The following is a 25,149-nucleotide window of genomic DNA, read 5'->3' as shown; positions in this document are numbered from 1 at the left end:
AACCGATGACGTACTCACCCATCACGCACCAAGAGGAGTCGACCGCTCGTGAGCAAGGTCCCCTTCATCACCCTCAACAACGGCGCCCGGATGCCGCAGCTCGGCTTCGGGGTCTGGCAGGTCGCCGACGACGAGGCCACGAAGGCCGTCGGTACCGCGCTGGAGGCCGGCTACCGCAGCATCGACACCGCTGCGATCTACGGCAACGAGGAGGGCACAGGGAAGGCGCTCGCCGCATCGGGAATCGCGCGTGACGAACTCTTCGTCACCACCAAGCTGTGGAACGCCGAGCAGGGTTACGACTCGACCCTGCGCGCCTTCGACACCTCGCTGTCCAAGCTGGGCCTCGACTACGTCGACCTGTATCTGATCCACTGGCCGGTCCCCTCCAAGGACGCCTACGTGGACACGTACAAGGCGTTCGAGAAGATCCACGCCGACGGCCGCGCCAAGTCCATCGGTGTCTCCAACTTCCTTCCGGAGCACCTGAAGCGGCTGCTGGGCGAGACCTCCGTGGTCCCCGCCCTCAACCAGATCGAGCTCCACCCGCAGCTCCAGCAGGCCGAGTCGCGTGCCTTCCACGCGGACCACGGCATCCACACCGAGGCCTGGTCCCCGCTCGGCCAGGGCAAGGGGCTGCTGGAGGTCCCGACCATCGTCGCCATCGCGCAGAAGCACGGCCGCAGCGCCGCCCAGGTGGTGCTGCGCTGGCATCTGCAGACCGGCAACGTCGTCATCCCCAAGTCCGTGACCCCGTCGCGGATCAGGGAGAACATCGACGTCTTCGGCTTCGAGCTGGACGCCGACGACCTGGCGGCCATCGCCGCACTCGACGAGGGCAAGCGGCTGGGCGCCGACCCGGCCACCATGGCCCTCGGCACCTGACCCGGCCCGTTCCGCGACATGGCCGCCCGCACCGCACCGGTGCGGGCGGCCATGTCGGCGTTGCCCGTTGTGCGGCGGATCAGCCCCGGCGTGCGGTGTGCACCGTGCGGGTCGTCAGCAGATAGGTGTCGTCGCGCAGCAGCAGCCCCCGCGGGTCCTCCGGGGCCAGCAGGACGTCGATGGCGGCGGCGTCCTCCGCGGTGAGCCGGTCCGCGAAGATCTCGCGCTGCCGGGTGAAGTGCGCGACGAGCTGCTCGCGTACGGCGCCGGGCAGCGGTGCGGGGATGTCGAGCAGGAACGACCTGGTGCCGGACGGTGTGAGGCCCGCCGCGGTGAGCAGGGCGCGCCAGTCCTCGACCTCGCGCCGCGAGCCGGGCAGCTTCGCCCGCATCTCCTCGAACCACTCGGCCCCGGCCGCGTCGAGCCGCGCCTCCAGATCCGGCCTGCCGATGCCGGTGTCACGCGGCAGATGACGTGCGGTGAGGCCGCCTTCGGCCACGGCGAGGATGCCGCCGGGGCGCAGCAGCCCGGCGAAGCCCCGGAGCGCGGCGCGCTGGTCACCGATGTGATGCAGCGAGTTACCCGCCCATACCAGATCGGCGCCCCCCAACTCCCCCATGTCCTGCGGGAGTTCGGCCCGGAGAGTATGAACCCGGCCGTCCAGGCCGGTGCGCGCCGCCCGCTGCCGGGCACGGTCGAGCAGGGCCGGGGATGCGTCGACTGCGACCACTTCCGCGTACGGGAAGACCTCGGCGAGCAGACAGGTGACAACTCCCGGCCCACTGCCGACGTCGAGGATCCGGCGGACGCCGCCAACGGAGAGCTGTTCGGCGATCCAGGCCGCCGCGCGCTGGTGTACGGGCCGGTTCAGCTCGGCGGCCCGCTCCAGGAGCGGGGCCATGACGTCCCAGTCGATTTCGGTGGTGTCGTGGTGGTGGCTCATGGGGCCAGGGTGCACCGCCGGCCGCCGGACACGGGAACTGCGTTGCCGTTACGGCAAAACGGACTGCCCTCAGCTCGCCCCGTGCCCCGGAGCGGTCTCCTCGACCCGTCGGGCCAGTTCGAAGTCCTTGGCGGTGATCGCGCCGCCCGCGTCATGGGTGTGCACGCTCAGGGCCACCGTGTTGTATCCGAGCGTCAGCTCGGAGTGGTGGCCCAGCTCCTCCTGGATCTGTGCGATGTGAACGACCATCGCGGTGGCGGCGAAGTGGCCGGGCAGCCGGTACGAGCGGCTGATCCGGTCGCCCTCCACCGACCAGCCGGGCAGCTCGTCCAGCCGGTCCTCGGTCTCTTTCGGCGTCAGCGGTTCCGCGGGCATGTGCGGTACTCCTTCCGGGGGTCTGTCCGTACGACGTTACGGTCTGGGGATGACAACTGTCGCTCCCGACACCGGAGTGGGGCCCCTGCTGCGCGACTGGCGCAGACAGCGCCGGATCAGCCAGCTGGAGCTGGCCCTGCGGGCCGGCTCGTCGGCCCGCCACATCAGCTTCATCGAAACGGGCCGGTCCCGCCCCAGCGAGGAGATGGTGCTGCGCCTCGCGGAACATCTGGACGTGCCCGTCCGGGAGCGCAATGCGCTGCTGCTCTCGGCGGGCTATGCGCCGCGGTACGGGGAGACCATGCTCGACGACCCTTCGATGGGGCCGCTGCACGAGGGGATCAACCAGCTTCTGCGGGGGTACGAGCCGTATCCGGCGCTGGTCGTCGACGCGCGGTACGACGTGGTCGCCGCCAACCGCGGTATCGCGATGCTGCTGGAGGGGGTGGCCGAGCAGCTGCTCGGACCGCCGCTGAACGCGATGCGGCTCACGCTGCACCCGTCCGGGCTGGCCCCGCGTATCCGCAATCTGCACGAGTGGCGGGGGCATCTGCTGCACCAGATGGAGCGCCAGCTCGCGTTGGCCCGCTCCGATTCGCTGCGAGAACTGTACGAGGAGGTCGCGGGCTATCCGATTCCCGCCCCCGCGAAAGAGCGGCCGGGGCCGGGCGAGCAGTCATTTCCGCGTTTCGCGCTGCCGTTGGAGATCGAGCACGAAGGGCGGGTGCTCTCCTTTCTCTCGTCCATCTCCACCTTCAATACACCGATGGACGTGACCGTGGCCGAGCTGGCGATCGAGACGTTCCTGCCGGCCGATCCCGGCACGGTCGCCTATCTGCGGTCACTCCGGCCGACGGCCTGAACGCGACGGGAAATCCACCGCGGGCCCGACGGCTCAGGGCGAGCCGGGACGGGCCAGGACGGGCCAGAGAACTGGCCGGGATGCGCCAGGGAACTGGCCGGGACGCGCCGGGGAACTGGCCGCGGATATCAGGGAACCTGCCGCAGATACAGAGCCCCGCAGGTGTGGCAGAAGGGCTGGCTCCCGCCGGTCCCCCAGGCGTCCGTCGACTGCCTGGGTGCGCCGGGGTCGAGTTCACGCCCGCACAGCGCCGTCGTCTCCCCGGCGTGCGTGATGTGCCAGTACTCCACCTGAGGGTGCTCGTCCGATGGCGACGAGCCCTCCTGGAGATAGGCCCGCATGACGTATTCCATTTCCGCCTCCTTGTCTCTTATTCTCCCACCTCGGCAAATGGATCGACGTCACATGCGAATGCCCTGACCCGTCGTGTCCCGGCCGTACTCCGGGACAACCGGGATAAAGGGACTCCGGAATTCCGCCGACGACTTCGGGGCGACGTCCGGTCGTTGTCCCACCCGGCCGTCGCAGAGCCGGGCCTCTGTCGCATATGCTTCCGGGCGATACGGCGCCCCGTGACCCGCGCCGTCGGGCTGGGTGGGGTGGAGTGTGTCCGAGATGTCTGTGGCCGCTTCGGCGCGTCCTGGGGTGCCTGCCGCGAGGAACCGGCAGCAGCTCCTGACGGCGACCGGTGAGTACGTCGGCGACATCGAAGCGGTCCTGCTGCTGGTCGAGGACGACGCGGGGGACGCCCTGCTCGTCGAGGAGATGCTGGCCGACAGCGATCTGGACTCCCCGGTCAGCTGGTGCAAGACGCTGGCGGCGGCCCAGCAGTTCCTGCGGACCTGCCGCACCCCGGTGTGTGTGCTGCTCGATCTGCATCTGCCGGACGTCCAGGGGCTCGACGCGGTCACCCGTATCGTCGGCTCGGCGCCCGATGTGGCGATCGTGGTGCTGACGGGTCTCGCCGAGGGCGACGCGGGCCTGGCCGCCGTGGCCACCGGCGCGCAGGACTACCTGGTCAAGGACCGGCTCGACCCCGAGTCGCTGAGCCGCGCCGTCCGCTACGCCCTCCAGCGCAAGCAGGTCGAGCAGTCGGCCGCCGCGCTGCAGGCCAACCGGCGGATGGCGGAGGAGAACGCCCGGCTGGAGCGGGGGCTGCTGCCCGTGCCGCTGCTGCGCGGGCGTGACTTCGAGGCCGTCGCGCGGTACACCCCGGGGCGGGCCCACGGGCTGCTCAGCGGGGACTTCTACGACGTGGTGGAGACCGCCGATCGCACCGTGCACGCGGTGATAGGCGACGTCTCGGGTCATGGGGCGGCCGAGGCGGCCCTCGGTGTGTGTCTGCGGGTCGCCTGGCGTACCGCCGTGCTGTGCGGGATGGAGCATCTGGAACAGATCAGGCTCCTGGAGGAGATCCTGGTCGCCGAGCGCTCGGATCCGTGCATCTTCGCCACCGTGACCTCGCTGGTCTTCCCGCCCGGCGGCCGCACCGTACGGGTCACCCGGGCCGGACATCCCGGGTTCCTGGTCCGGCACGGCGCGGAGGTCGGCTGGGCCGAGCCGGGCGGCGGTATGGCCCTGGGCCTCGCCCCCGGCGCGGCCCGCTGGACGGAGACCGAGCTGCCGCTGCCCAGCGGCGGGCAGCTCGTGCTGTTCACCGACGGGCTGTTCGAGGGCCGTACCGGCGCCGAGTCCAGGCTCGGGGAGACGGGGCTGCTGGATCTGGCCCGAAGACACGGGGCGTTGCCCGCCGCCGGATTCGTCGACGCGCTGGTGCGCGGCGCGGACGACGGGGCAGCGCCCTACGGGGGCCTCGCGGACGACGTGGCCGTCCTGCATCTCGGATGGGGGCCGACTCACCATGAGTAGTCAGATCAGTCAGACAAGCCGGACCGAGGGCGTCGGTCAGAGTGGTGGGACCGCCGTGGACGACCGGGCGGCCGACAGCGGCCACAGCGGCACCGGCACGGAGCCCGGCGACGCCCCGGGCAGCGGTGGCCGCCCCGCGCAGCCCCCGGCACGGCCACGCTTCCGCTCCCGTCTCTCGGTGCAGAACTGGGTCCATCTGATCCTCGCCGGATTCGTGATCGTGGTCTGCGGCTGCACAGCCGTGGGCGGTGTCTTCCTCTCCCGTACCAACGACAGGACCACCGCACTCGTCGACCGCATCCAGCCGGCCCGCTCCGCCTCCCTCCAGTTGCAGAAGGCGCTCCTGGACCAGGAGACGGGTGCCCGCGGCTATGCGCTCAGCGGCGACGTGTCCTTCCTGCAACCGTACGAACAGGGCGTACGCGACGAGCGGGTCTACCGCGCCAGGGTCGGCGCGTTCACCGGCTCGGGGCGCCCCTACGCGCAGGACCTGGAGCGGCTCAGGCTGGCCGCGCAGAAGTGGCGCAGCGAGCAGGCCGAACCGCTGATCGCCGCCGTACGGGCCGGGGGGCGCGGCGCCGCGTCGGTGGCACAGATCGCACGGAGCAAGTCCGCCTTCGACGGGCTGCGGGCCGACATGGCCGTGCAGCAGCGCCACATCGAGGATGACGCGGCGCGCGCGAGGGCCGGTCTCGACGCGGCCCGCCGGACCCAGGACCGGGTACTGATCGCCCTGCTCGCCGCCTTCGCCCTGGTGGTGGTCACGCTCAGTGTGCTGCTGCACCGGATCGTGGGCCGGCCGCTGAACGCGCTGCGCGTCTCGTCCGGGACCGTACGCGGCGGGGACTTCCACCACCGGATCGAGATCGGCGGGCCCGCCGATGTGCGGGCCGTCGGAGCGGCCGTGGAGGACATGCGGCGGCGGCTCGCCGACGAGCTGGGCGACTCCCTGGAGCGCGAGACGCTGCTCGCCGGGCAGGCCGAGGAGCTGCGGCGGTCCAATTCGGAGCTGGAGCAGTTCGCCTATGTCGCGTCGCACGACCTCCAGGAGCCGCTGCGCAAGGTCGCCTCGTTCTGCCAGCTGCTTGAGAAGCGGTACGGCGAGGTGCTGGACGACCGGGGCAAGCAGTACATCGACTTCGCGGTGGACGGCGCCAAGCGGATGCAGGTCCTCATCAACGACCTGCTCACGTTCTCCCGGGTCGGCAGAGTTCTCGACGGCTGGAAGACCGTCTGCCTCGACGCCTCGCTGGACGGGGCGCTGGCCAATCTGGCACTGGCGGCCGAGGAGTCGGGGTCGACCGTCGTACGGACGGACCCGCTGCCCGAGGTGACCGGCGACCCCACGGCGCTGGCCATGCTCTGGCAGAACCTGATCGGCAACGCCGTCAAGTTCCGCAGGCCCGGCCACCCCTCCGTCGTCACCGTCGGCTGCACCGCCGACGGCGACAGCTGGCATGTGACCGTGGCGGACAACGGCATCGGGGTCGCCCCGGAGTTCGCCGAGAAGATCTTCGTGATCTTCCAGCGGCTGCACGCACGGGACGAGTACGACGGAACCGGCATCGGGCTCGCGCTCTGCCGGAAGATCGTCGAGTTCCACGGCGGCCGGATCTGGCTGGACGAGTCGGTGACGGAGGGCGCGTGCATCCACTTCACGCTCCCGGTGAGCCCCGCCCCCGCCCCCGCCCCCGCCCTCACCGCCGAGCACCCCACCACAGAACAGGGAGACACCGCGTGAACACCACCCTCCAGACCATCGAGGTCCTGCTCGTGGAGGACGACCCGGGCGACGAGCTGATGACCCGTGAGGCGTTCGCCGACAACAAGATCGGCAACACGCTGCATGTGGTGCGGGACGGCGAGGAGGCGCTGGACTTCTTCTACCGGCGCGGCGCCCACACCTCCGCGCCGCGCCCCGATCTGGTGCTGCTCGATCTGAACCTGCCCAAGTACGACGGCAGGCAGGTGCTCGAACAGATCAAGTCGGACCCCGCACTCTGCGACATCCCCGTCGTGGTGCTCACGACGTCGTCGGCCGAGGAGGACATCGTGCGCAGCTACCGGCTGCACGCCAACGCATACGTCACCAAGCCGGTCGATCTGGAGCAGTTCATGTCGGCGGTGCGCCAGATCGACGACTTCTTCCTCACGGTGGTCCGCCTCCCGCAGCAGCGGATGTGACCCGCGCGGGCGTGTGGGCTACCCGCTCCCCACGCTTGGGCTACCCGTTCCCCAGCTGGAGGTTCAGCTCCTTCTCCTGGTCGCCCAGCGCCTCGCCCTGCTCCTCGACGGAGAAGACGGCGCCCAGCGCGTCCCGCATCATGTCCACCGCGTGGTAGTGCCCCTGCACGGTGGCCTTGACGGGCGCGGTGAGGCGGGCGGAGCCGGGCTGTCCCGGAGCCCCTTCCCGTACCTCGTAGGCCGCCGTCCACACGGTCGGCCTGCCGGGGATCTCCGGCTGCGGGGTGTCGCCGGGCCCGCGGTCGCTCGGGAAGGCGGCGCGCAGTGCGCCGAAGACCGCCGCCGCGTCCTCCCGTGAGTGGCCGGTGAGCGCCACCGTGACAAGGGTGTCCTGGTTCTCCGTGTCGGCCATCGTGCTCACTTTCCTCGCTGGTTCGTGCTCGGTACGCGTACGGGGACGGGCGGGGGCCCGCCGGTTCACTCACCGGGGTCGGCGCCGTGCCAGACGGTGGTGATGTTGCAGAACTCCCGGATGCCGTGGGCGGCGAGCTCGCGGCCGTAGCCGGAGCGCTTGATCCCGCCGAAGGGCAGCGCCGGGTGCGAGGCGGTCATGCCGTTGAAGAAGACACCCCCTGCTTCGAGATCCCGTACGAAGAGGTCTGCTTCCCCGTCGTCCCGCGTCCAGACGTTGGAACTCAGACCGAACGGCGTGTCGTTCGCCACCCGTACCGCTTCTTCGGCGCTCGCCACCCGGTAGACCGTGGCCACCGGGCCGAACGCCTCCTCGTGGTGGATCCGCATGTCGGTGGTGACGCCCATCAGGACCGTGGGCGAGTAGAACCAGCCGCGCCCGGCCCCCTCCGGCCGCCCGCCGCCGCAGAGCGCGGTCGCTCCCTTGCGTACGGCGTCGTCGACCAGCTCCTCCAGATCCGTGCGGCCCTGCTCGGTGGCGAGCGGCCCGACATCGGTCGACTCGTCCAGCGGGTCGCCGACCTTCAGGGCGGCCATCCGGGTGGTGAACTCCTCCGTGAACGCGTCATAGACATCCGTATGGACGATGAAGCGCTTGGCGGCGATGCAGGACTGCCCGTTGTTCTGCACCCGGGCCGTGACAGCGGTCCGGGCGGCCCGCCCGATGTCGGCCGACGGCATCACGAGGTAGGGATCGCTGCCGCCCAGCTCAAGGACGGTCTTCTTGACCTCGTCGCCCGCCACGGCCGCGACCGAGCGGCCGGCGGGCTCACTGCCGGTCAGGGTCGCCGCGGCCACCCGGGGGTCGCGCAGGACCGCCTCGACCGCGCCCGAGCCGATCAGCAGGGTCTGGAAGCAGCCCTTCGGGAACCCGGCGCGTTCGAAGAGTTCGCCCAGGTAGAGGGCGGTCTGCGGCACGTTCGACGCATGTTTGAGCAGGGCGGTGTTGCCCGCCATCAGCGCGGGCGCCGCGAACCGTACGACCTGCCAGAGCGGGAAGTTCCACGGCATCACGGCCAGCACGACGCCCAGCGGACGGTAGCGGGTGTACGCGCGGTCGGCGCCGGAGTCCTCCGCGTCGGCCCGGGAGGGGTGCTCGTCGGCGAGCAGTTCGGGTGCGTGCTTGGCGTACCAGCGCATCGCCTTGACGCATTTGGCGGCCTCCGCGCGGGCGGCGGCGACCGGCTTGCCCATCTCCGTGGTCATCGTGCGCGCGATGTCCGACTGCTCGCTCTCCAGCAGATCGGCCGCCCGGTTCAGCAGCCGGGCCCGTTCGGCGAAGTCCGTCGTGCGGTACTCGCGGAACGTGGCGTGGGCCGCCGCGAGACAGCGTTCGATCTCGTCGGCGCCCGGCGCCTCGAAGGTCCGGAGCGTCTCACCGGTGGCGGGGTTCACCGTGGCGATGGGCATGGGTGGGTCCTCCTCGTACTCGCCCCTCCGACCTTCGCTCGCCCCGGCCGCCGCCGCCCCGCGGGCGGCGGCCGGAGGGACTGGCGCGGCGTGAAGGGACTGTGGTGCGGGTGGGACGAAATCAGTCTGGTTGTTCGGATCGTGTGCCCGGTTCTGTCACTCCCACGTCACCACCCCTTCCCTTTCACCCCCTCATCTGGGAAGACTCGGCTGGATCAATCCCCTCACACCGCGAGAGGTCCCCCACCACATGCCTCAGTTCAATCGGCGCCGCTTCCTCCAGATCGCGGGCGCGACCGCAGGTTTCTCGGCCCTGTCGAGCAGCATCGACCGCGCCGCCGCCATCCCCGCGAAGCGCCGCTCGGGAACGATCAAGGACATCGAGCACATCGTCGTGCTGATGCAGGAAAATCGTTCTTTCGACCACTACTTCGGGTCCATGAAGGGGGTACGCGGCTTCGGCGACCCCCGCCCGATGACACCCGTCGGCGGGAAGCCGGTCTGGTACCAGTCGGACGGGACCAAGGACGTCCTGCCCTACCACCCGGACGCCGACGACCTCGGCATGAAATTCATCGCCGGGCTCGACCACGACTGGGCCGGCGGCCACAAGGCCTGGAACCAGGGCAAGTACGACCAGTGGATTCCCGCCAAGTCCGCGGGCACGATGGCCCATCTGACCCGCAAGGACATCCCGTTCCACTACGCGCTGGCCGACGCGTTCACGGTGTGCGACGCCTACCACTCGTCGTTCATGGGCGCCACCGACCCCAACCGCTACTACCTGTGGTCAGGTCACGTCGGCAATGACGGCAAGGGCGGCGGCCCGGTGCTCGGCAACGCCGAAGCCGGGTACGACTGGACGACGTACCCCGAGCGTCTTGAGAAGTCGGGCGTCTCCTGGAAGATCTACCAGGATATCGGTGACGGCCTGGACAAGGACGGTTCCTGGGGCTGGATCGACGACGCCTACCGCGGGAACTACGGCGACAACTCGCTGCTGTACTTCAACTCGTACCGCAACGCCAAGCCCGGCGACCCGCTGTACGAGAAGGCCCGCACCGGCACCAATGCCAAGAACGGCGACGGCTTCTTCGACATCCTGCGGGCCGACGTGAAGGCGGACAAGCTCCCCCAGATCTCCTGGGTCGCCTCCCCCGAGGCGTTCTCCGAGCACCCCAACTGGCCCGCCAACTACGGGGCCTGGTACGTCTCGCAGGTGCTGGACGCGCTGACGTCGAACCCGGAGGTGTGGAGCAAGACGGCCCTCTTCGTCACGTACGACGAGAACGACGGCTACTTCGACCACGCCGTCCCGCCGTTCCCGCCCGCCTCCGCCGACCGGGGCCTGTCCACGGTGGACACCTCGCTCGACTACTTCCCCGGCGACGCGAGTTACGGCGCCGGGCCCTACGGTCTGGGCCAGCGCGTCCCGATGACCGTCGTCTCGCCCTGGAGCACCGGCGGCTATGTCTGCTCCGAGGTCTTCGACCACACCTCGGTCATCCGCTTCATGGAGCGCCGCTTCGGTGTCGCCGAGCCGAACATCTCGCCCTGGCGGCGCGCCATCTGCGGTGACCTGACCTCGGCCTTCGACTTCGGCCTGCAGAACACCAAGCCCGTCTCGCTGCCGGACACCGACGGTTTCCGGCCGCCTGACAAGAACCGGCACGACAGTTACGTACCCAAGGCGCCCGCCGATCCGGCGCTGCCCAAGCAGGAGGCGGGCTCCCGGCCGTCGCGCCCGCTGCGCTACGCCCCGCTGGTGGACGGGAAGGCGGCGCCGGCCGACGGGAAGTTCACCCTCACCTTCAGCGGGGGCGCAGACGCCGGGGCCTGCTTCACGGTGACATCGGCCAACCGCGGCGACGGTCCGTGGTCGTACACCGCAGAGGCGGGGAAGAGTCTCTCGGACACCTGGAACACGGCCTACTCCAAGGGCTCCTACGATCTGTCCGTGTTCGGCCCGAACGGCTTCCTCCGTACCTTCCAGGGCCCCGGCTCCACCGCCGGTCCCGAGGTGACGGCCCGCCACCGGGCGAGCGACGGTTCGATCGAGCTGACGATGACCAACGCGGGCACCGCCGACTGCCATCTCACCGTCACCAACGCGTACGGCGGCAAGAGCGAGACCTTCACGGTCCGCAAGGGGAAGACCGTGGTGCACACGGTGGACCTGCGCTCCACCCGGCGGTGGTACGACCTGACCGTGGTCTCCGACCTGGACGGCGGCTACCGGCGCCGACTGGCCGGGCATGTCGAGAACGGCGCCCCCGGGGTGAGCGACCCGGCGATCATCACGGGCTGAGTGCCGACGCTGCCGGGTCCCGCAGGCCGGGGCCCGGCGGCGGCCTGCGCCCGGCACAGGCGCGGCGGCCTGCGCCCGGCCTGTAGCGCGGCGGCCTGCGGGGCCCGGCCTGCGGGGCCCGGCGGCATCCCGTCCGGTTCAGGCCGCCGCGTCGGGCGCCGCGTCGTCGGGCGCAGCGCCCTCCGGCACCGGATCCGCCGCCGCGAGCGGGACCTGCGGGCCCTCGCACTCGGTCAGCCAGCGTCGCAGCACCCTGTGCACCTGCTCGGCGCCGACCAGCGGCTGCCCGTCGCCCACGGCCGGGGAGAGGTCGCGCGGCGCCAGCAGGAAGGGCGCCGACTGCTCGCCGCCGAGGCCGCCGTGCGAGCCGATCTGGCCCTCGAAGGCATGTACGGCACCGGTCTCCGGGTCGTACACCGAATTGACCATGACGTCGGCGACATGCGGGAACGCGTCGGTCCTGCGCACGGCGTCGGCCGCGCCGGGCCCGAAGCCCGCGAGCGGACCCTCACCGTCGGCCAGCAGGGCGACGGGCACCTCGGCGCCGCCCGCCCCGAGCACCACCGAGCCGTGCTCCTCGCTCGCCAGGAGCAGGAAGCCGATCCCCGGATGGTTGGCCAGCGTGGGCAGCAGGGCGGGGTGGCGGCGGTCCAGCTGCTCACGTGTCATCCGGCCCGGTGCGTCCGGGAAGGAGATCAGCCCGAGGTTCCCGGAGGTCAGCACGACCGGGTCGGAGCCCGGGCCGGGCGGGGTCCCGTCGCCGTCCGGCAGCGGCCGGTGCAGCACCACACGGACTGCGGCCCGCGCCTCCGAGCCGCTCGGGGTCCGCTGCGCGCGGCGCGGGACCGGCAGCCCGCAGCCCGCCCGCACCAGGTCCTTGAGCGTCAGCCCGTACGCGCCCTCGAAGGTCTGCCCGGGGCTCTGCCCGTGGTCGGAGAGGAGCACGATGCGGTACGGGCGCGGCGCGTGGTCCTCGGCCTTGGCGATCATGGCGAGCGAGCGGTCGAGCCGCGCCAGCACCTTCGCCGCGTCCCTGCTGTGCGGGCCGCTGTGGTGCGCCACCTCGTCGTACGCCACCAGGTCGGCGTAGACCGCGGTCCGCCCCGCGAACATGTCGCCTATCACCGCGGAGACCACCACATCGCGCTCCACCACGGTCGCGAAGGCCCTGATGAACGGGTAGAGGCCGCCGCGTTTGATCCGCGGCTCCTCCTGCCGGGCGCGTGCCCTGGTCGACTGGCCGATCTCGCGGCCGACCTCGGCGAAGAACGAGAGGGCGGTACGGACCGCGTTGGCCGGGTCGGAGAAGTACGCGAAGTAGCCGGCCCGGGAGCGGTGGTCACGGTCCCGGCGTGCGGCGACCGAGAGCACCAGGGCCAGTTCGTCGGCGCCGCCGCTGAAGAGGTTGCCGCGGCTGGCCCCGTCGATGCTGAGCAGCCCGCCGTCACCGGTGCGGGCGACCGCACGGCGCTGGAGCTCGGCCGCGCTGGCCGGGCGGTTGCAGACCATCACGTCGCCGGTCTCCTTCTCGTACCAGCGGAAGGCGGGGATGTCGTGGTTGGAGCCGTGCAGAATGCCCAGCTGGCTGGCGCCGGTCTGGCTGGACCAGTCGGTGCGCCAGGCGTCGAGCCGGTGGGTGGCGCCGATCCAGCCGGCGACGGTGGGCATCAGCCCTTCGTGGACGCCGCGCAGCAGCGCCGCGTGGCCCACCCCGTCGAGCTGGAGGAAGACCGTGCCGTGCGGACCGCTCCGCCCGGTGTCCTCGCCGCGCCGGCGCCGCCTGCGGGAGGCGAGGCGCGAGAGCCTGCGGCGGTACGCCTCGTCGTCGCGTACCGCGAGGGCGGTGGAGGTGGCGGATGCGACGGCGGACATCACGGCGGCTACCACGACAGCCGTCTCGGGGTTGGACGCGCCCCGGCCGTTCGGGATCAGGTCCAGGGCGACGAGCAGCAGCGAGCCGTTGAGGAAGAAGACCAGCAGGCCGAGGACGAGCGCGGGGACCAGCAGCAGCGCGCGCACCACCAGGGGCCACACCAGCGCGCTGAGCAGACCGAAGGCGGCGGCGCCCCAGCCGGCGGTGATCGCCACGGTGGTGGCGCTGTCGCCGTTGACGGACTCCAGCTGGAAGTCGGGCAGGATCCCGGCGAGCGCCAGCATGGTCAGAGTGGACACGGCCCACACCACGATCACCCGGAACAGGGCGCTGCCCGCCCTGCGCCAACGCCCTGCGGCCACGCCTCTTCCACCTCACGTCCTGCGGGACCCCGGGTGGGCCCGCCGGCCAGCTTTTCACAGGACCTTCCGGCGTCCGGCCGCGGTCACCGGGCAGCAGGAGCGGCACCCGGCCCGCGTGACATGCGTCACGGCGGGGACGAGTATCCGCAGGAGTGGCAGATCTTCCAGCCGTCCTGCGTGACGGCGAGGACACCTCCGCAGCGCGGACACTGCTCCGAGTACAGGGTCACGGAGCCTCCTCCCGATTTCGACTGATCGCTACCCACCGTGGGCCGGGACAGACGTGACACGCTGTCCCGGGAGCGGGCCGTACGCAGTCGGGTGCGGCCCGGCGCAGCCAGATGTGAGGAGGCGGCAGGTGCCGGTCGATGTGACCTGGTGGGGACATGCCACATGTACGGTCCAGGACTCCGGGGTCCGGGTGCTGACCGACCCGCTGTTCACGCACAGGCTGGCCCATCTCAGGCGCCGCCGCGGCGCGGTGCCGCCGCCGGGAGCGGCAGCCGCCCGCGCCGTCCTCGTCTCGCATCTGCACGCCGACCATCTGCATCTGCCGTCACTGGCCCGGCTCGCGCCGGGCACCGTGCTGATCGTGCCGCGCGGCGCGGTCCGCGCGGTGCCGGGGCTGCGGCGGCTCGGCCTGGACATCACCGAGGTGGTCGCGGGCGACGAGGTGCGGGTCGCGGATCTGGTGGTCCGCGCGGTACCGGCGCGCCATGACGGCCGCCGGCTGCCGTTCGGCCCGCAGCGCGCGCCCGCACTCGGCTTCGTCGTCAGCGGTGAGGCGCGGACCTACTTCGCCGGGGACACCGGCCTGTTCGACACGATGGCGGACGCGGTGGGCGAGATCGATGTGGCGCTGCTCCCGGTCGGCGGCTGGGGCCCCTTCCTGGGACAGGAGCATCTGGACGCCCGGCGGGCCGCCGAGGCGCTGGCGCTGCTGCGGCCGCGCTCCGCGGTCCCGGTGCACTACGGCACGTACTGGCCGGTGGGGATGGACGGGGTGCGCCCGCACGAATTCCACACGCCGGGCGACGAGTTCGTACGGCAGGCGGCGCTGCTGGCGCCCGAGGTCTCCGTCCACCGGCTCACCCACGGTGAACTGGTGCGGCCGGAGGTGGCCGGGTGATACACGAACTGGCGGCCCAGGTCCCCCCGGAGTCGGCCCAGCAGGCCGTCGGCTATCCGACGCTCTTCCTGCTGGTGGCCGTGGGATCCCTGGTTCCGGTGGTGCCCACGGGCGCGCTGGTGAGTTCGGCGGCCGTGGTCGCCCTCCATCAGACCGATCCGCTGGCGCTGCTCTTCGTGTTCGCCGTGGCCTCGTCCGCCGCCTTCATCGGGGACATCGCGCTGTACTGGCTCGGCCGGCGCGGTGTGCACTCCAAGAACGGATCGCGCTGGCTGGAGGCGCTGCGCAGGCGGGCCCCGCAGAGGCGTCTCGCGAGCGCGCAGGAGCAGCTCGACAAGCACAGCAAGTCGGTGCTCGTACTCTCCCGGCTGGTCCCGGCCGGGCGGATCCCGGTGATGCTGGCCTGTCTGCTGGGCGAGATGCCGCTGCGCCGGTTCGCCCGCGGCGACATCCCGGCGTGCCTCGCCTGGGCCGCCGCGTACCAGCTCATCGGCATACTCGGCGGTTCGCTCTTCGACGAGCCGTGGAAGGGCGTCGCCGTGGCGGTCGTCCTCACCCTGCTGGTGAGCGGGGCGCCCGCGGCCTGGCGCAGGCTGCGGACGCGCGGTGACGGGTCGCCCGCGCCCCACTGAGCCCCGCCGGGGCCGCCAACTCCCGACTCGCCGGGCCACGTTCGGGTTTTCCCTCCCCCTACCCGTAGTACTTGGGAGTGACGCGGGAGGTTCGCTCCGCGGCGGGACGCCGACCACCCGGGGCGCTCCATAGATTCCGTACCGGAAGCACGAAAGCCATTCCGGTACGGAAGGACCACCCATGGCGTCCCGCCCGCACAGCCGACTGCGCCGCGCCCTGCTCACCGCACTCGTCACCGCGTCGGTGGCCGTGCCGGTCTCGGGTGCGGCCCGCCCCACGGCCGTCCCCGCGCCCGCGCCGACGGCCCTCGGCCCGCTGCGGACCGTCGCCCCCGCGGCCCTCGCCGAGCGGTACGCGACGACGCGCTCAGACATCAGGGCCGCGGGGCAGACGGCCCTGGCCCACGGCGACTTGGGGCGAGCCCGCTCGCTGCGTGCCATGGCGCGGCCGGGCCGCCACTTCCTCTCCTTCGACGGGCGAGACGGCGGGCGCACCGCGGAGGTGTTCGGCGACCTGTCGCGGGCCCGGCGGATCGCCGTACTGGTACCGGGCTCGGACACCGGCATCGACCAGTACAAGCGACTGCTGGACGGGGCGACCGCGCTCCAGCGGCAGTTGGGCGGCGGGGCGGCCGTGGTGGCCTGGCTCGGTTACGCGACTCCGGCCACGGTGAGCACCGATGTGCTGACCACCGGCCGCGCGGACCGGGCCGCCCCCGTACTGCGGCGCTTCGTGCGGGAGTTGGGCGGGGCGGCGCCCGCCGCCCGGATCTCGCTGCTCTGCCACTCGTACGGTTCGGTGGTCTGCGGCCGGGCCGCCCCCGGGCTCGCCGCGGCGGACCTCGTGCTGTACGGCAGCCCCGGGGCGGGACGCGGCAGCGCCGCCGCCCTGCACACCCGGGCCACCGTCTGGGCCGGACGAGGGCGCGGCGACTGGATCGCCGATGTGCCGCATGTACGGATCCCGCTGCCGTTCGTCACTCTCGGGCTCGGCGCCGACCCGGTGGCGGCCGGCTTCGGCGCCCGGGTCTTCGACGCGGGCGGCGGCGGCCACAGTGACTATCTGAAGCCCGGTTCGCTGTCACTGGCGAACCTGGCGCGGATCGTCTCGGGGCAGCCCCCTGCCGGGGAGGCCCGCCATGCGTGAGCTGGTAGGGCGGATCGGGTCCTGGACACCACCGGGCCGCGACCGGGCTGTCGACGCGCTGCGCGCCCTGGCGATTCTCGGTGTGGTGCTCGGCCACTGGCTGGTGACCGCGCTGGTCACCGACAGCGGCACGGTGCACGGAGCGAGCCCACTGCGGTACATGCCCCATCTCGCCCCCGTCTCCTGGCTGTTGCAGACCCTGGCGGTCTTCTTCCTGGTGGGCGGTCAGGTGGGCGCGACGGGGTACGCGAGGGCTCGCGCCCGGGGTGTCACCTACCGGCAGTGGCTCGGGGCCCGGCTGGCGCGGCTGGGCCGGCCGGTGGCCGCGGTGCTGATGGTGTGGGGCGTGGCGGCGGCCGTGATGCTCGTGTCGGGTGTCGGCCCGCAGACCGTGTACGCCCTGCTCAAGCTGGTGCTGTCGCCGCTCTGGTTCCTGCTGGTCCTCGCGGGGCTCACCGCGGCGACCCCGCTGGTCGTCCGGCTGCATCCGCTGTGGCCGGTCGCCGTCGTGCTGCACGTCGACCTGATCCGCTTCGGGCTCGGCGGGCCGTCCTGGCTGGGCTGGATCAATGTGGCGGCGGGCTGGCTCGTCCCGTACTGCCTTGGCGCGGCCCGGTCGCGCGGCGCGCTGGGCGGACGCCGGACGGCGTGGGTGCTGCTGCTGGGCGGCGCTGCGGCCACCGCGGGCCTCGTCCTGGGGGCGGGGTACCCGGCGTCCATGGTCGGGGTCCCCGGCTCCCGGGTGTCCAACCTGGATCCGCCGACTCTCGCCGCCGTCACCTTCGGTCTCGCCCAGTGCGGAGCCGCTCTGCTGCTGCTCGGCCCGTTGCGGCGGGTTCTGGTGCGCCCGGCCGCCTGGGCCGCCGTGGCGCTGGTCAATCTCTCCGCGATGACCGTCTTCCTCTGGCACCAGACCGCGATGATGGCGGTCACCGCTGTCGGTATGCTCACCGGCCGGGCACTGCCGGGCCTGCACACCGTCCCGGACGGCTGGGGGTGGGTGCTCGCCCGGGTGGCCTGGCTGCCGGTGTTCGCGGTGGCGCTGCTGGTGTGCTGGGCGGCGTTCCACACGTACGAGCAGGGGCGGCGCGGACGCGGACACAGCACAGTCGTACGGACCGGGGTGCTCGCCCCGCGGGGGGAGACACAGCATGACCACGTCTGAGGTGGGCCGGGCGGCGCGGCGGGAACCGCCGTGGTGGGGGCGGGCACGGGTGACGGCGGCCCTGCGCCGTGCGCCGGGCGCCCTGCTGCACGATCTGCTGGACCCCGCCGACCCGAGGCCGGCCATGGGGCAGCCCGGATACTCCGCCTGGCGGCCGGCGTTCGTGGTGCTGGTGGTCCTCTGCGCTGCGCTGCTCGCCACCTTGCAGGCGAACAGCCTCACACCGGCCGATGGAGGCGCTCTCCCCGGAGTCACGGCACTGCTCGGTATCGCCGAGGGCGCGCTGCTCGTCGCCGGAGTGTTCCGTCCGGTACCCGCCTGGTGGGCCTCGACGGTCCTGATGGTGGTCACCGCCGCCCTCACCGAACAGGAGACCGGCCCCGGCGTGCCCTATCCGCGTACGGTCCCCGGGATGATCCTGACCGGGGGGATGCTGTTCCTGCTGGCCCTGCGGGTCCGGCCCCGGCGGGCGGGCGGGGCGCTGGTGGTGACCCTGCTCGCCGGGCTGGCCTGTATCGCCTTCGCCACCCGGCCGCACAACTACGACCTCGACCGTACGGCCCCCGCACTGATCGCCGTGGTGGTGGTCGGCTCCTCGCTGCGCGGGCTACGGAAGGCCCGCCGGGAGACCGACGCCCAGGCCGAACTCACCGCCGAGGAGCGGACCCTGCGCACCCTCCTGGAGGAGCGCAACCGGATCGCGCGCGAGCTGCACGACGTCGTGGCGCACCATATGTCGGTCATCTCCATCCAGGCGCAGGTCGCCCCGCACCTGGTGGACAACCCCTCGGACGAGCTGCGGGAGAACCTCGCGGGCATCCGGGAGAACGCGGTGACCGCGCTCACCGAACTCCGCCGGGTCCTGGGCGTGCTGCGCTCCGACGACACATCGGACGACGACCTGCGGCACGCCCCGCAGCCCACCCTCGACCAGCTGGACGCGCTGCTCACCCGGGTACGTACGGCCGGACTCACCGTCACCGCCCGTACCACCGGGGGCCCTTGTGAGCTGCCGCCGGGCGTAAGCCTCACGGCGTTCCGTATCGTGCAGGAAGCGCTCAGCAATGTGCTGCGCCACGCACCCGGAGCGGAGGTACAGGTGGAGATCGTCCACCGGTCGTCCGCCCTCGATGTGCGGGTCACCAACACCGCGCCTGCCGGGGCGCCCGCACCGGCGGCCGTGACGGCCGGCGCCGGTCACGGGCTGCTGGGCATGCGGGAGCGCGCCGCCATGCTGGGCGGCGACTTCGCCAACGGGCCGACCCCCGGCGGCGGGTACGAGGTGGCGGCGATACTTCCCCTGGAGGGGCCCTCATGACCATCCGGGTACTGATCGCCGACGACCAGATGATGGTGCGTCAGGGCTTTACGGTGCTGCTCAACGCCGAGCCGGACATCGAGGTCGTCGGCCAGGCCGTCGACGGTCACGACGCCATCGCCCAGATCGCCGGACTCGCCCCGGACGTCGTCCTGATGGACATCCGGATGCCCGGACTCGGCGGTATCGAGGCGACCCGCCGGATCACCGGGCCCGCCGGTGCGACGGTGCGGGTCCTGGTGCTGACGACCTTCGATCTCGACGAGTACGTGTACGAGGCGCTCCGCGCGGGCGCGGCCGGTTTCCTCCTGAAGGACGCTTCGGCCGATGAACTCGCCCGTGCCGTAAGGGTGGTGGCGGCCGGTGACGCGCTGCTCGCCCCGAACATCACCAAACGGCTCATCGCCGAGTTCTCCCGGGTGACCAGCTCGCCCCGCACCGCGCCGAAGGGGCGGGCCGGCGAGCTGACCGAGCGTGAGACCGAGGTCCTCTCGCTCATCGCCCAGGGGCTGTCCAACGCGGAGATCGCCGGGCAGCTGGTGGTGGCCGAGCAGACCGTGAAGACCCATGTGAGCCGGATCCTGGTCAAGCTGGGCCTGCGCGACCGGACCCAGGCCGCGGTCTTCGCGTACGAGACGGGCCTGGTGCGCCCGGCCGGCTACTGACGCGGCCTCCCGCACGCCCCGCCGCTGCCTCGGACGGAACGCTCAGCCGGGCGCGCTCGTCCGGGCCCGCCCGGGCGGCCCCACAGCCGCCCGGCCCGACCCCCACCACTGGCCCGACCCCCACCACTGCCTCCGCCGGGCCCGCCCCGGCGTACGCGCGGCCGGTCACTCGGCGGGCACCTCCTGGAGCACCCGGGACCCGCCGACCGGCAGGTCCCACAGCTCGTCGCGCGCACGTCCGGCCCGCTCCCACGCCGCGCGGACCCTGGTGAGCGGTTCGAGCACCGGCTCGGCGGAGAGCAGGAAGGCGCCCCAGTGCATCGGCGCCATCCGGCGCGCACCCAGATCCTCGCAGGCCGCCACCGCCTCCTCCGGGTCGGTGTGCACGGGCCCGAGCATCCAGCGCGGTTCGTACGCCCCGATCGGCAGCAGCGCCAGATCGATGCCCGGGTGGCGGTGGCCGATCTCCCCGAACCAGTGGCCGTACCCGGTGTCACCCGCGAAGTACACCCGCCGGCCCCGTTCGTCGGTGAGGACCCAGCCGCCCCAGAGCGAGCGGCAGGTGTCGGTAAGGGTGCGCTTGGACCAGTGGTGGGCAGGCACGAACTCGAACCGGACGCCGCCGGTCTCGGACGACTCCCACCAGTCCAGCTCGGTGACGCGGGTGAAGCGCCGGCGCCGGAACCAGCGGGCCAGTCCGGCCGGGACGAAGAGCGGGGTGTCGCGCGGGAGCCGTTTGACGGTGGGGGCGTCCAGGTGGTCGTAGTGGTTGTGGCTGATGACCACGGCATCGATTTTGGGCAGATCCGCCCAGCGGACCCCGACCGGTGTGACCCGGGCGGGCGTACCGAGGATCCGGCGCGACCAGACCGGATCGGTGAGGACCGTGAGCCCCCCGATGCGCACCACCCAGCTGGCGTGGCCCGCCCAGGTGACGGCGATGGTGGTGGCGTCGGCATCGGGGAGCGGAGCGGGCTCGTAGGGCAGCAGCGGAATGTCGCGCAGCCCCTCGGAGCGCGGCCGTACGGAGCCCTCCCGGGCCAGTCTCGCCATGGCCCTGACACCGGGCAGCGGGGCGGTGAGCCGGTCGGCGAACGACTTGGGCCAGAGCCTGGTCTCACCGGGCGGGCGCAGCAGACCGAGCGGGCGGGGCCTGGGGCGGGTCCGGATGTGCGGCCGGGCCTGTGTCTTCCTCAGGACGGGGGCGGGCTGTGCCCCCTCCCCGTACGCGTTCATGTGCACGGCGGGGGCGGGCGCGGTCCGCTCCACGGCGGGGGCCGGCTGCCCGGCCGGGGACACGGCCCGCTCCCGGGGCTGCGGCCCGGGGCGGGAGCTCTCGGTACGTTCCGTCATCGAAGGGCTCCGTCCGGTGGCGGTGAGTCGTTCGGCGAAGAGTCGTTCGGCGGTGAGTCGTTCGGCGGTGAGTCGCTCATCGCAGCTGCTCCAGGGCCGTCGCGAAGGTGCCCAACGAGCGGGCCACATGGGGCAGTTCGAGTGGCTCCGCCGAGTTGAGGGACTCCAGGCGCTCCGTGGGGGTTGCTCCGGCGAGCGGGCCGGTCGCGAACCTCACCCGCAGCGCGGCCGGGTCGTCGCCGAAGCGGTGGCCCCCGGGCACGGGTGCGCCGATCCGCTCCCCCAGACAGTCCTCCAGCTCCATCGAGTCGGTGACACCGAGGGCCGTGAGACCGGTACGCAGCGGGCCCAGGTCCGCGTAGAGATGGCGTCCGGCCTGCGGGGGCCTGGCGAGCGCGCCCGCGGCGAGGACGGTGCGGTGGGCCGCGGTGCCCAGCCGGGCGTACAGGAGGGCCGCCCGTACCGCACGTTCCCGTACGGCCGCCGGTTCGCCCAGCGCGTGGGCGGCCGCTGCGGCGACCGGTGCGGACACCGCGGCCCCGATGGCCGTGAGGACGTCCAGCGTTCTGGCCCGCCGGGCGGCCCCGTCGGCGGTCGCGGGGAAGCGGGCGACCGCCACCGGCCAGGCCGTGGGGGTCAGGGATCCCGCCAGGTCGGACAGGACGGTCACCTCGTCCGGCCACATCTCGGCGGGACTGAGCAGCACCGTCTCGTCCGGCCGGTGCCGGGTGTCGCGCCAGGTCTCGTCGCTGACCAGGTGCAGCCCTTCGGAGAGCGCGGCCTCGCAGGCCCGGTGGAGCAGTTCGGGCGGAGCGACGGTCGCGGTGGGGTCGTCGGCCACGGAGAGCAGCAGCAGCCGGGGGTCGCCGCCCTCGGCGCGCACTCTGCGTACGGTCTCCAGGAGCGCGTACGGATCGGGCACCCCTCCGCACTCCGCGGGGGTGGGCACCGGGTAGGCGGACCGCCCGACGAGACGTGCCTGCGGCAGCCACCAGGCGGGGCACGGGCGGGGCAGCATGAGGTCGCCGCCGTCCGCCGCGAGGAGCGCGAGGAGCAGCGACTGGGCACCGCCCGCGGCGACCGTGTCGGCCGGCGTGCAGTCCAGCCCCCGGCGGCTCCAGTATCCGGCGGCCGCCGCCCGCAGCGCGGTCCCGCCGCCCAGCGGCTCGGGTTCCGCGCGCGGAGCGGCGCCGGTGAAGGTGTCGGCCAGCTCGGTGAGCACCGGCAGTCCGGGGCCGGGGGCGGGCGGCCCGTAGCGGACCGGGCCTCGGCTCTCCGGAACCGTCCGCTGCATACCCGCACCTCCGCTGTCACCGGCCCCCCAGAGACCTTTATACGTAGCTTTGCCCGGCCGGGCGACCGTGGCCGCCGGGGTCTCCGGGGGCTCTCCGGGCGGCGGGGCCTCCGTCCGGACGAGGCCGGGCGGTGGCCACGCGACGTGCGAGGGCGCGCCGGGGGCCGTGCGGCGGCGCGCCGGGGTGGTGCAGGCATCGACCCGGCCGGACGGGGTACGACGATCGGTCAGCAGAGCCCCCGCACCGGGCCGTCCGCCGCACGGGCGACGTGCCGGACGTGCAGCGATCACCGAGAGGGTTGATTTCCATGGCATCCGCCGTCCCCCGCATCGGCCCGGTCCGCCTCGAACGGCTCACGGGCTGGCTCGGGGCCCGGGACCAGGCCCTGTTCCGGTCCGCGGCTGCCCGGCACTGGCCGGCCGCGGCCCCGGTCCTGCCCCGGCTGAGCCGCAGCGCCAACCACGGTCTGCTCTGGTTCGGCGCCGCCGCCGGAATCGCCGCGGTGGGCCGCTCCACCCGGGCCCGGCGGGCCGCACTGCGCGGGGTGACCTCGCTGGCCGTGGCGTCGGCGGTCGCCAACACGGTGGCCAAGGGCTCGGTCCGCCGGTCCAGACCGATACTGGACGCCGTGCCCGTGGTGAGGCAGCTCAAGCGGCAGCCGGTCACCACGTCCTTCCCGTCCGGCCACGCGGCTTCGGCCGCCGCGTTCGCGACGGGTGTCGCCCTGGAGTCGAAGGGCTGGGGCGCGGTGGTCGCGCCCCTCGCCTTCAGCGTCGCCGCATCCCGGGTCTACACGGGCGTGCACTATCCGAGCGATGTGGTGATCGGGGCGGCGCTCGGGGTGGGGGCCGCGTTCGCGGTGCGGGGTCTCGTACCGACGCGCGACCAGCTGCCCGCCCCCGGCCGCCCGCACACCGAGGCGCCTGTGCTGCCCGGCGGCGAGGATCTCGTGGTGGTGGTCAACAAGGCGTCGGGGTCGGCCGCGGCCAAGTCGTCCCTGGTCAGGGATGCGCTGCCGCTCGCGGATGTCGTGGAGTGCGAGCCGGACGACCTGGTGGCGACCCTGGAGAAGGCCGCGCGGAACTGCCGGGCCCTGGGCATCTGTGGCGGCGACGGCACGGTCAACAGGGCGGCCGTGGTGGCGGCCAGGCACGGGGTACCGCTGGCGGTCTTCCCCGGCGGGACGCTGAACCACTTCGCGTACGACATCGGGATCGAGGAGGTCCACGACACCTGCCGGGCACTGGCCTCGGGCGACGCGGTCAAGGTCGACCTGGGCCGCTTCTCGCCGGGTCCCGACGGGCCCGGCGGCGAGCCCGGCCACTTCCTCAACACCTTCAGCCTGGGCTCCTATCCGGAGCTGGTGCGGATCAGGGAGCGCTGGTCGCCGAAGATCGGCGGCTGGCCCGCCGGGGTGCTGGCGGCGGCCCGGGTGCTCAGCTCGCAGCGGCCGCTCCAGGCCGACTTCCAGGGCGAGCGGCGGACCCTCTGGATGCTGTTCGCGGGCAACGGCATGTACCAGCAGATGGGTCCGACCCCCGGCCGCCGTTTCGATCTGGCGGACGGCCTGCTCGATGTCCGGGTGGTGCACGGCGGCCGCCTTCCGGGGCTGCGGCTGCTGGCGGCGGCGCTCGCCGGGCCGCTGTCCCGCTCCCCCGTCCACGCGGCGGAGCGGCTGCGCCGGGTCCGGGTCGCCGGACTCACCCCCGGCACACCGCTCGCCTTCGACGGTGAGATCACCGAAGCGCCGCCCTCGCTCTGGATCGACAAGGACGACGAGGCGCTCACGGTGTACCGTCCGCTGCCGCTCTAGCCGCGTCCGTCACATCGAGATAGACCTGGTCGGCCTCCGGCCAGGTCTTCTCGATGGAGGCCCTGATCCGCATCGAGATCAGCTCCACATGCTCGCTCTCCAGCCCCGGCACCAGGTCGACCCGGGCGGCCACCAGCGTCGACTCCATCCCCAGACGCATGGTCAGCAGCGAGGACACCTGGTCGATCTCGGGCTGAGCGGCAAGCATCTCCTCGATACCGGCGCGCAGGTCCGGGTCGGCGGCCTCCCCGATGAGCTGGTCACGGGCGTCCTTGCCGAGCCGGTAGGCGACATAGCCGAGCAGCGCCCCGATGGCGATCGAGGCCGATGCCTCCCAGGCGATCTGCCCGGTCGCCATGTGCAGGCCCATCCCCGCCATGGCGAGCAGCACACCGATGACGGCGGTGCCGTCCTCGGCGATCACGGTCCGCAGCGCGGGATCCTTGCCGATGCCGTCTCCGGACTGGCCGCGCACCTGGAGGAGGGCGCGCGCCAGTGAGGTGCCCTCGGCGATCAGCGCCACGCCCAGCACCACGAGCCCCACGATGTATCCGCCGGTGGACTCCTGCTCCCCGCCGCCGCGCAACGCCTCGACGCCCTGCCATACGGAGAAGCAGCCGCCCATGACGAAGATGCCGACGGCGGCGAGCAGCGCCCAGAAGAAGCGTTCCTTGCCGTAGCCGAAGGGGTGCTGGGGGTCCGCGGGGCGTTTGCTCCGCCGGAGCGCGAAGAGCAGGAACACCTCGTTGAGGCTGTCGGCGACCGAGTGAGCTGCCTCGGAGAGCAGGGCCGGGGATCCGGCGAAGACCCCGCCGACCGCCTTGGCCACGGCGATGACGAGGTTGGCGGCGAGCGCCACCAGTACCGTCACCTTGGTCTTCTGGTCGGACGTCTCTTCCGTACCGCTGTCCGGCGCTTCACTCATGCGGTCCCCCGTATGTCGTTCCTGCGGTGTCCTGGCGGGCCGGAGGTCCCGGTCGGCCAGGGGTGCGTCACTGCTTCCATGAACCGCCGGGTACCCGCTCCGGCCCGTGGAAGTCCGCGGCCCCCGACCGGACTGCCGGAGTACGGCGTCTACCGGCCGGGGGCC

22 protein-coding genes are annotated in these 25,149 nt (G+C 72.7%); 13 read left to right on the top strand and 9 right to left on the bottom strand.

All coding sequences use genetic code 11. The annotated features are described in order from the left end of the window. Window positions 1-48: 48 nt before the first annotated feature. A complete protein-coding gene (locus ACFXBC_RS05540; protein ID WP_385018992.1) occupies window positions 49-885 on the top strand; it encodes an aldo/keto reductase in 837 nt (278 codons plus the stop codon). A gap of 79 nt (window positions 886-964) precedes the next feature. Here the strand turns inward: ACFXBC_RS05540 and ACFXBC_RS05535 are convergent, their stop codons facing one another. Then, the gene (locus ACFXBC_RS05535; protein WP_385018990.1) at window positions 965-1,828 is read right to left on the bottom strand and encodes a class I SAM-dependent methyltransferase; all 864 of its coding nucleotides are present in this window, start codon (window positions 1,826-1,828) and stop codon (window positions 965-967) included. Between the two features lie 69 nt (window positions 1,829-1,897). Further along, window positions 1,898-2,203 carry a 4a-hydroxytetrahydrobiopterin dehydratase gene (locus tag ACFXBC_RS05530; RefSeq protein ID WP_385018988.1) on the bottom strand — a complete coding sequence of 102 codons (306 nt, stop codon included), beginning with the start codon at window positions 2,201-2,203 and terminating at the stop codon, window positions 1,898-1,900. A 49-nt stretch (window positions 2,204-2,252) separates the two neighbouring features. On the opposite strand from ACFXBC_RS05530, the gene ACFXBC_RS05525 reads away from it, so the two are divergent. Next, window positions 2,253-3,065, top strand: a complete 813-nt coding sequence (locus tag ACFXBC_RS05525; RefSeq protein WP_385018986.1) for a helix-turn-helix domain-containing protein — start codon at window positions 2,253-2,255, stop codon at window positions 3,063-3,065. A 128-nt stretch (window positions 3,066-3,193) separates the two neighbouring features. On the opposite strand, the gene ACFXBC_RS05520 is transcribed toward ACFXBC_RS05525, so the two are convergent. Next, the gene (locus ACFXBC_RS05520; protein WP_385018984.1) at window positions 3,194-3,418 is read right to left on the bottom strand and encodes a hypothetical protein; all 225 of its coding nucleotides are present in this window, start codon (window positions 3,416-3,418) and stop codon (window positions 3,194-3,196) included. 262 nt (window positions 3,419-3,680) lie between these two features. On the opposite strand from ACFXBC_RS05520, the gene ACFXBC_RS05515 reads away from it, so the two are divergent. Genes ACFXBC_RS05515 through ACFXBC_RS05505 form a run of 3 tightly spaced genes read left to right on the top strand, consistent with a single transcriptional unit; the run spans window position 3,681 to window position 7,118 of the window. Further along, a complete protein-coding gene (locus tag ACFXBC_RS05515) occupies window positions 3,681-4,934 on the top strand; it encodes a PP2C family protein-serine/threonine phosphatase (protein ID WP_385019088.1) in 1,254 nt (417 codons plus the stop codon). Then, window positions 4,927-6,675 (top strand): ATP-binding protein, encoded by a 1,749-nt coding sequence (locus ACFXBC_RS05510; protein ID WP_385018982.1) that lies wholly within the window; start codon window positions 4,927-4,929, stop codon window positions 6,673-6,675. The genes ACFXBC_RS05515 and ACFXBC_RS05510 overlap by 8 nt, the downstream gene beginning before the upstream one ends. Further along, window positions 6,672-7,118 (top strand): response regulator, encoded by a 447-nt coding sequence (locus ACFXBC_RS05505; RefSeq protein WP_385018980.1) that lies wholly within the window; start codon window positions 6,672-6,674, stop codon window positions 7,116-7,118. The genes ACFXBC_RS05510 and ACFXBC_RS05505 overlap by 4 nt, the downstream gene beginning before the upstream one ends. Window positions 7,119-7,158: 40 nt before the next feature. On the opposite strand, the gene ACFXBC_RS05500 is transcribed toward ACFXBC_RS05505, so the two are convergent. Both ACFXBC_RS05500 and ACFXBC_RS05495 read right to left on the bottom strand, forming a co-directional pair. After that, window positions 7,159-7,530 carry a hypothetical protein gene (locus ACFXBC_RS05500; protein ID WP_385018978.1) on the bottom strand — a complete coding sequence of 124 codons (372 nt, stop codon included), beginning with the start codon at window positions 7,528-7,530 and terminating at the stop codon, window positions 7,159-7,161. Between the two features lie 65 nt (window positions 7,531-7,595). Further along, the gene (locus ACFXBC_RS05495) at window positions 7,596-8,999 is read right to left on the bottom strand and encodes an NADP-dependent succinic semialdehyde dehydrogenase (RefSeq protein WP_385018976.1); all 1,404 of its coding nucleotides are present in this window, start codon (window positions 8,997-8,999) and stop codon (window positions 7,596-7,598) included. A 250-nt stretch (window positions 9,000-9,249) separates the two neighbouring features. Between ACFXBC_RS05495 and ACFXBC_RS05490 the strand changes: the two genes are divergently transcribed. Then, the gene (locus tag ACFXBC_RS05490) at window positions 9,250-11,307 is read left to right on the top strand and encodes a phosphocholine-specific phospholipase C (protein ID WP_385018974.1); all 2,058 of its coding nucleotides are present in this window, start codon (window positions 9,250-9,252) and stop codon (window positions 11,305-11,307) included. 138 nt (window positions 11,308-11,445) lie between these two features. Here ACFXBC_RS05490 and ACFXBC_RS05485 read toward each other — a convergent pair whose 3' ends face one another. Next, window positions 11,446-13,542 carry a phage holin family protein gene (locus ACFXBC_RS05485; RefSeq protein WP_385018972.1) on the bottom strand — a complete coding sequence of 699 codons (2,097 nt, stop codon included), beginning with the start codon at window positions 13,540-13,542 and terminating at the stop codon, window positions 11,446-11,448. A 358-nt stretch (window positions 13,543-13,900) separates the two neighbouring features. On the opposite strand from ACFXBC_RS05485, the gene ACFXBC_RS05480 reads away from it, so the two are divergent. The 6 genes from ACFXBC_RS05480 to ACFXBC_RS05455 all read left to right on the top strand — a co-directional run bounded on the left by ACFXBC_RS05480 (window position 13,901) and on the right by ACFXBC_RS05455 (window position 19,598). Then, entirely contained in the window at window positions 13,901-14,671 is a 771-nt protein-coding gene (locus ACFXBC_RS05480) for an MBL fold metallo-hydrolase (RefSeq protein WP_385018970.1), read from the top strand. Continuing rightward, window positions 14,668-15,303, top strand: coding sequence for a DedA family protein (locus ACFXBC_RS05475; protein ID WP_385018968.1), 636 nt, complete (start codon window positions 14,668-14,670; stop codon window positions 15,301-15,303). The genes ACFXBC_RS05480 and ACFXBC_RS05475 overlap by 4 nt, the downstream gene beginning before the upstream one ends. A 181-nt stretch (window positions 15,304-15,484) precedes the next feature. Beyond that, window positions 15,485-16,450 (top strand): alpha/beta hydrolase, encoded by a 966-nt coding sequence (locus ACFXBC_RS05470; RefSeq protein WP_385018966.1) that lies wholly within the window; start codon window positions 15,485-15,487, stop codon window positions 16,448-16,450. Further along, window positions 16,443-17,615, top strand: a complete 1,173-nt coding sequence (locus tag ACFXBC_RS05465) for an acyltransferase (RefSeq protein WP_385018964.1) — start codon at window positions 16,443-16,445, stop codon at window positions 17,613-17,615. The genes ACFXBC_RS05470 and ACFXBC_RS05465 overlap by 8 nt, the downstream gene beginning before the upstream one ends. Then, on the top strand, window positions 17,602-18,933 hold the full coding sequence (locus ACFXBC_RS05460; RefSeq protein WP_385018962.1) for a sensor histidine kinase: 1,332 nt from the start codon (window positions 17,602-17,604) through the stop codon (window positions 18,931-18,933). The genes ACFXBC_RS05465 and ACFXBC_RS05460 overlap by 14 nt, the downstream gene beginning before the upstream one ends. After that, window positions 18,930-19,598: a response regulator gene (locus tag ACFXBC_RS05455; protein ID WP_385018960.1), complete on the top strand. Its 669-nt coding sequence runs from the start codon at window positions 18,930-18,932 to the stop codon at window positions 19,596-19,598. The genes ACFXBC_RS05460 and ACFXBC_RS05455 overlap by 4 nt, the downstream gene beginning before the upstream one ends. Window positions 19,599-19,763: 165 nt before the next feature. Here ACFXBC_RS05455 and ACFXBC_RS05450 read toward each other — a convergent pair whose 3' ends face one another. Both ACFXBC_RS05450 and ACFXBC_RS05445 read right to left on the bottom strand, forming a co-directional pair. Then, window positions 19,764-20,834: an MBL fold metallo-hydrolase gene (locus ACFXBC_RS05450; protein WP_385019086.1), complete on the bottom strand. Its 1,071-nt coding sequence runs from the start codon at window positions 20,832-20,834 to the stop codon at window positions 19,764-19,766. A gap of 193 nt (window positions 20,835-21,027) precedes the next feature. Then, on the bottom strand, window positions 21,028-22,245 hold the full coding sequence (locus ACFXBC_RS05445) for an aminotransferase class I/II-fold pyridoxal phosphate-dependent enzyme (protein ID WP_385018958.1): 1,218 nt from the start codon (window positions 22,243-22,245) through the stop codon (window positions 21,028-21,030). A gap of 308 nt (window positions 22,246-22,553) precedes the next feature. On the opposite strand from ACFXBC_RS05445, the gene ACFXBC_RS05440 reads away from it, so the two are divergent. Then, complete coding sequence (locus ACFXBC_RS05440; RefSeq protein ID WP_385018956.1) at window positions 22,554-24,059, top strand: bifunctional phosphatase PAP2/diacylglycerol kinase family protein; 1,506 nt, start codon at window positions 22,554-22,556, stop codon at window positions 24,057-24,059. Here ACFXBC_RS05440 and ACFXBC_RS05435 read toward each other — a convergent pair. Further along, complete coding sequence (locus tag ACFXBC_RS05435; protein WP_385018954.1) at window positions 24,031-24,984, bottom strand: cation diffusion facilitator family transporter; 954 nt, start codon at window positions 24,982-24,984, stop codon at window positions 24,031-24,033. The genes ACFXBC_RS05440 and ACFXBC_RS05435 overlap by 29 nt on opposite strands. Between the last annotated feature and the right edge of the window lie 165 nt (window positions 24,985-25,149).

Origin of the sequence: Streptomyces sp. NPDC059398 (genome assembly GCF_042751845.1) — a bacterium.
GTDB lineage: Bacteria > Actinomycetota > Actinomycetes > Streptomycetales > Streptomycetaceae > Streptomyces.
Note: the sequence above shows the minus strand (reverse complement) of the source record. Positions and strands in the feature narration are given on the sequence as shown.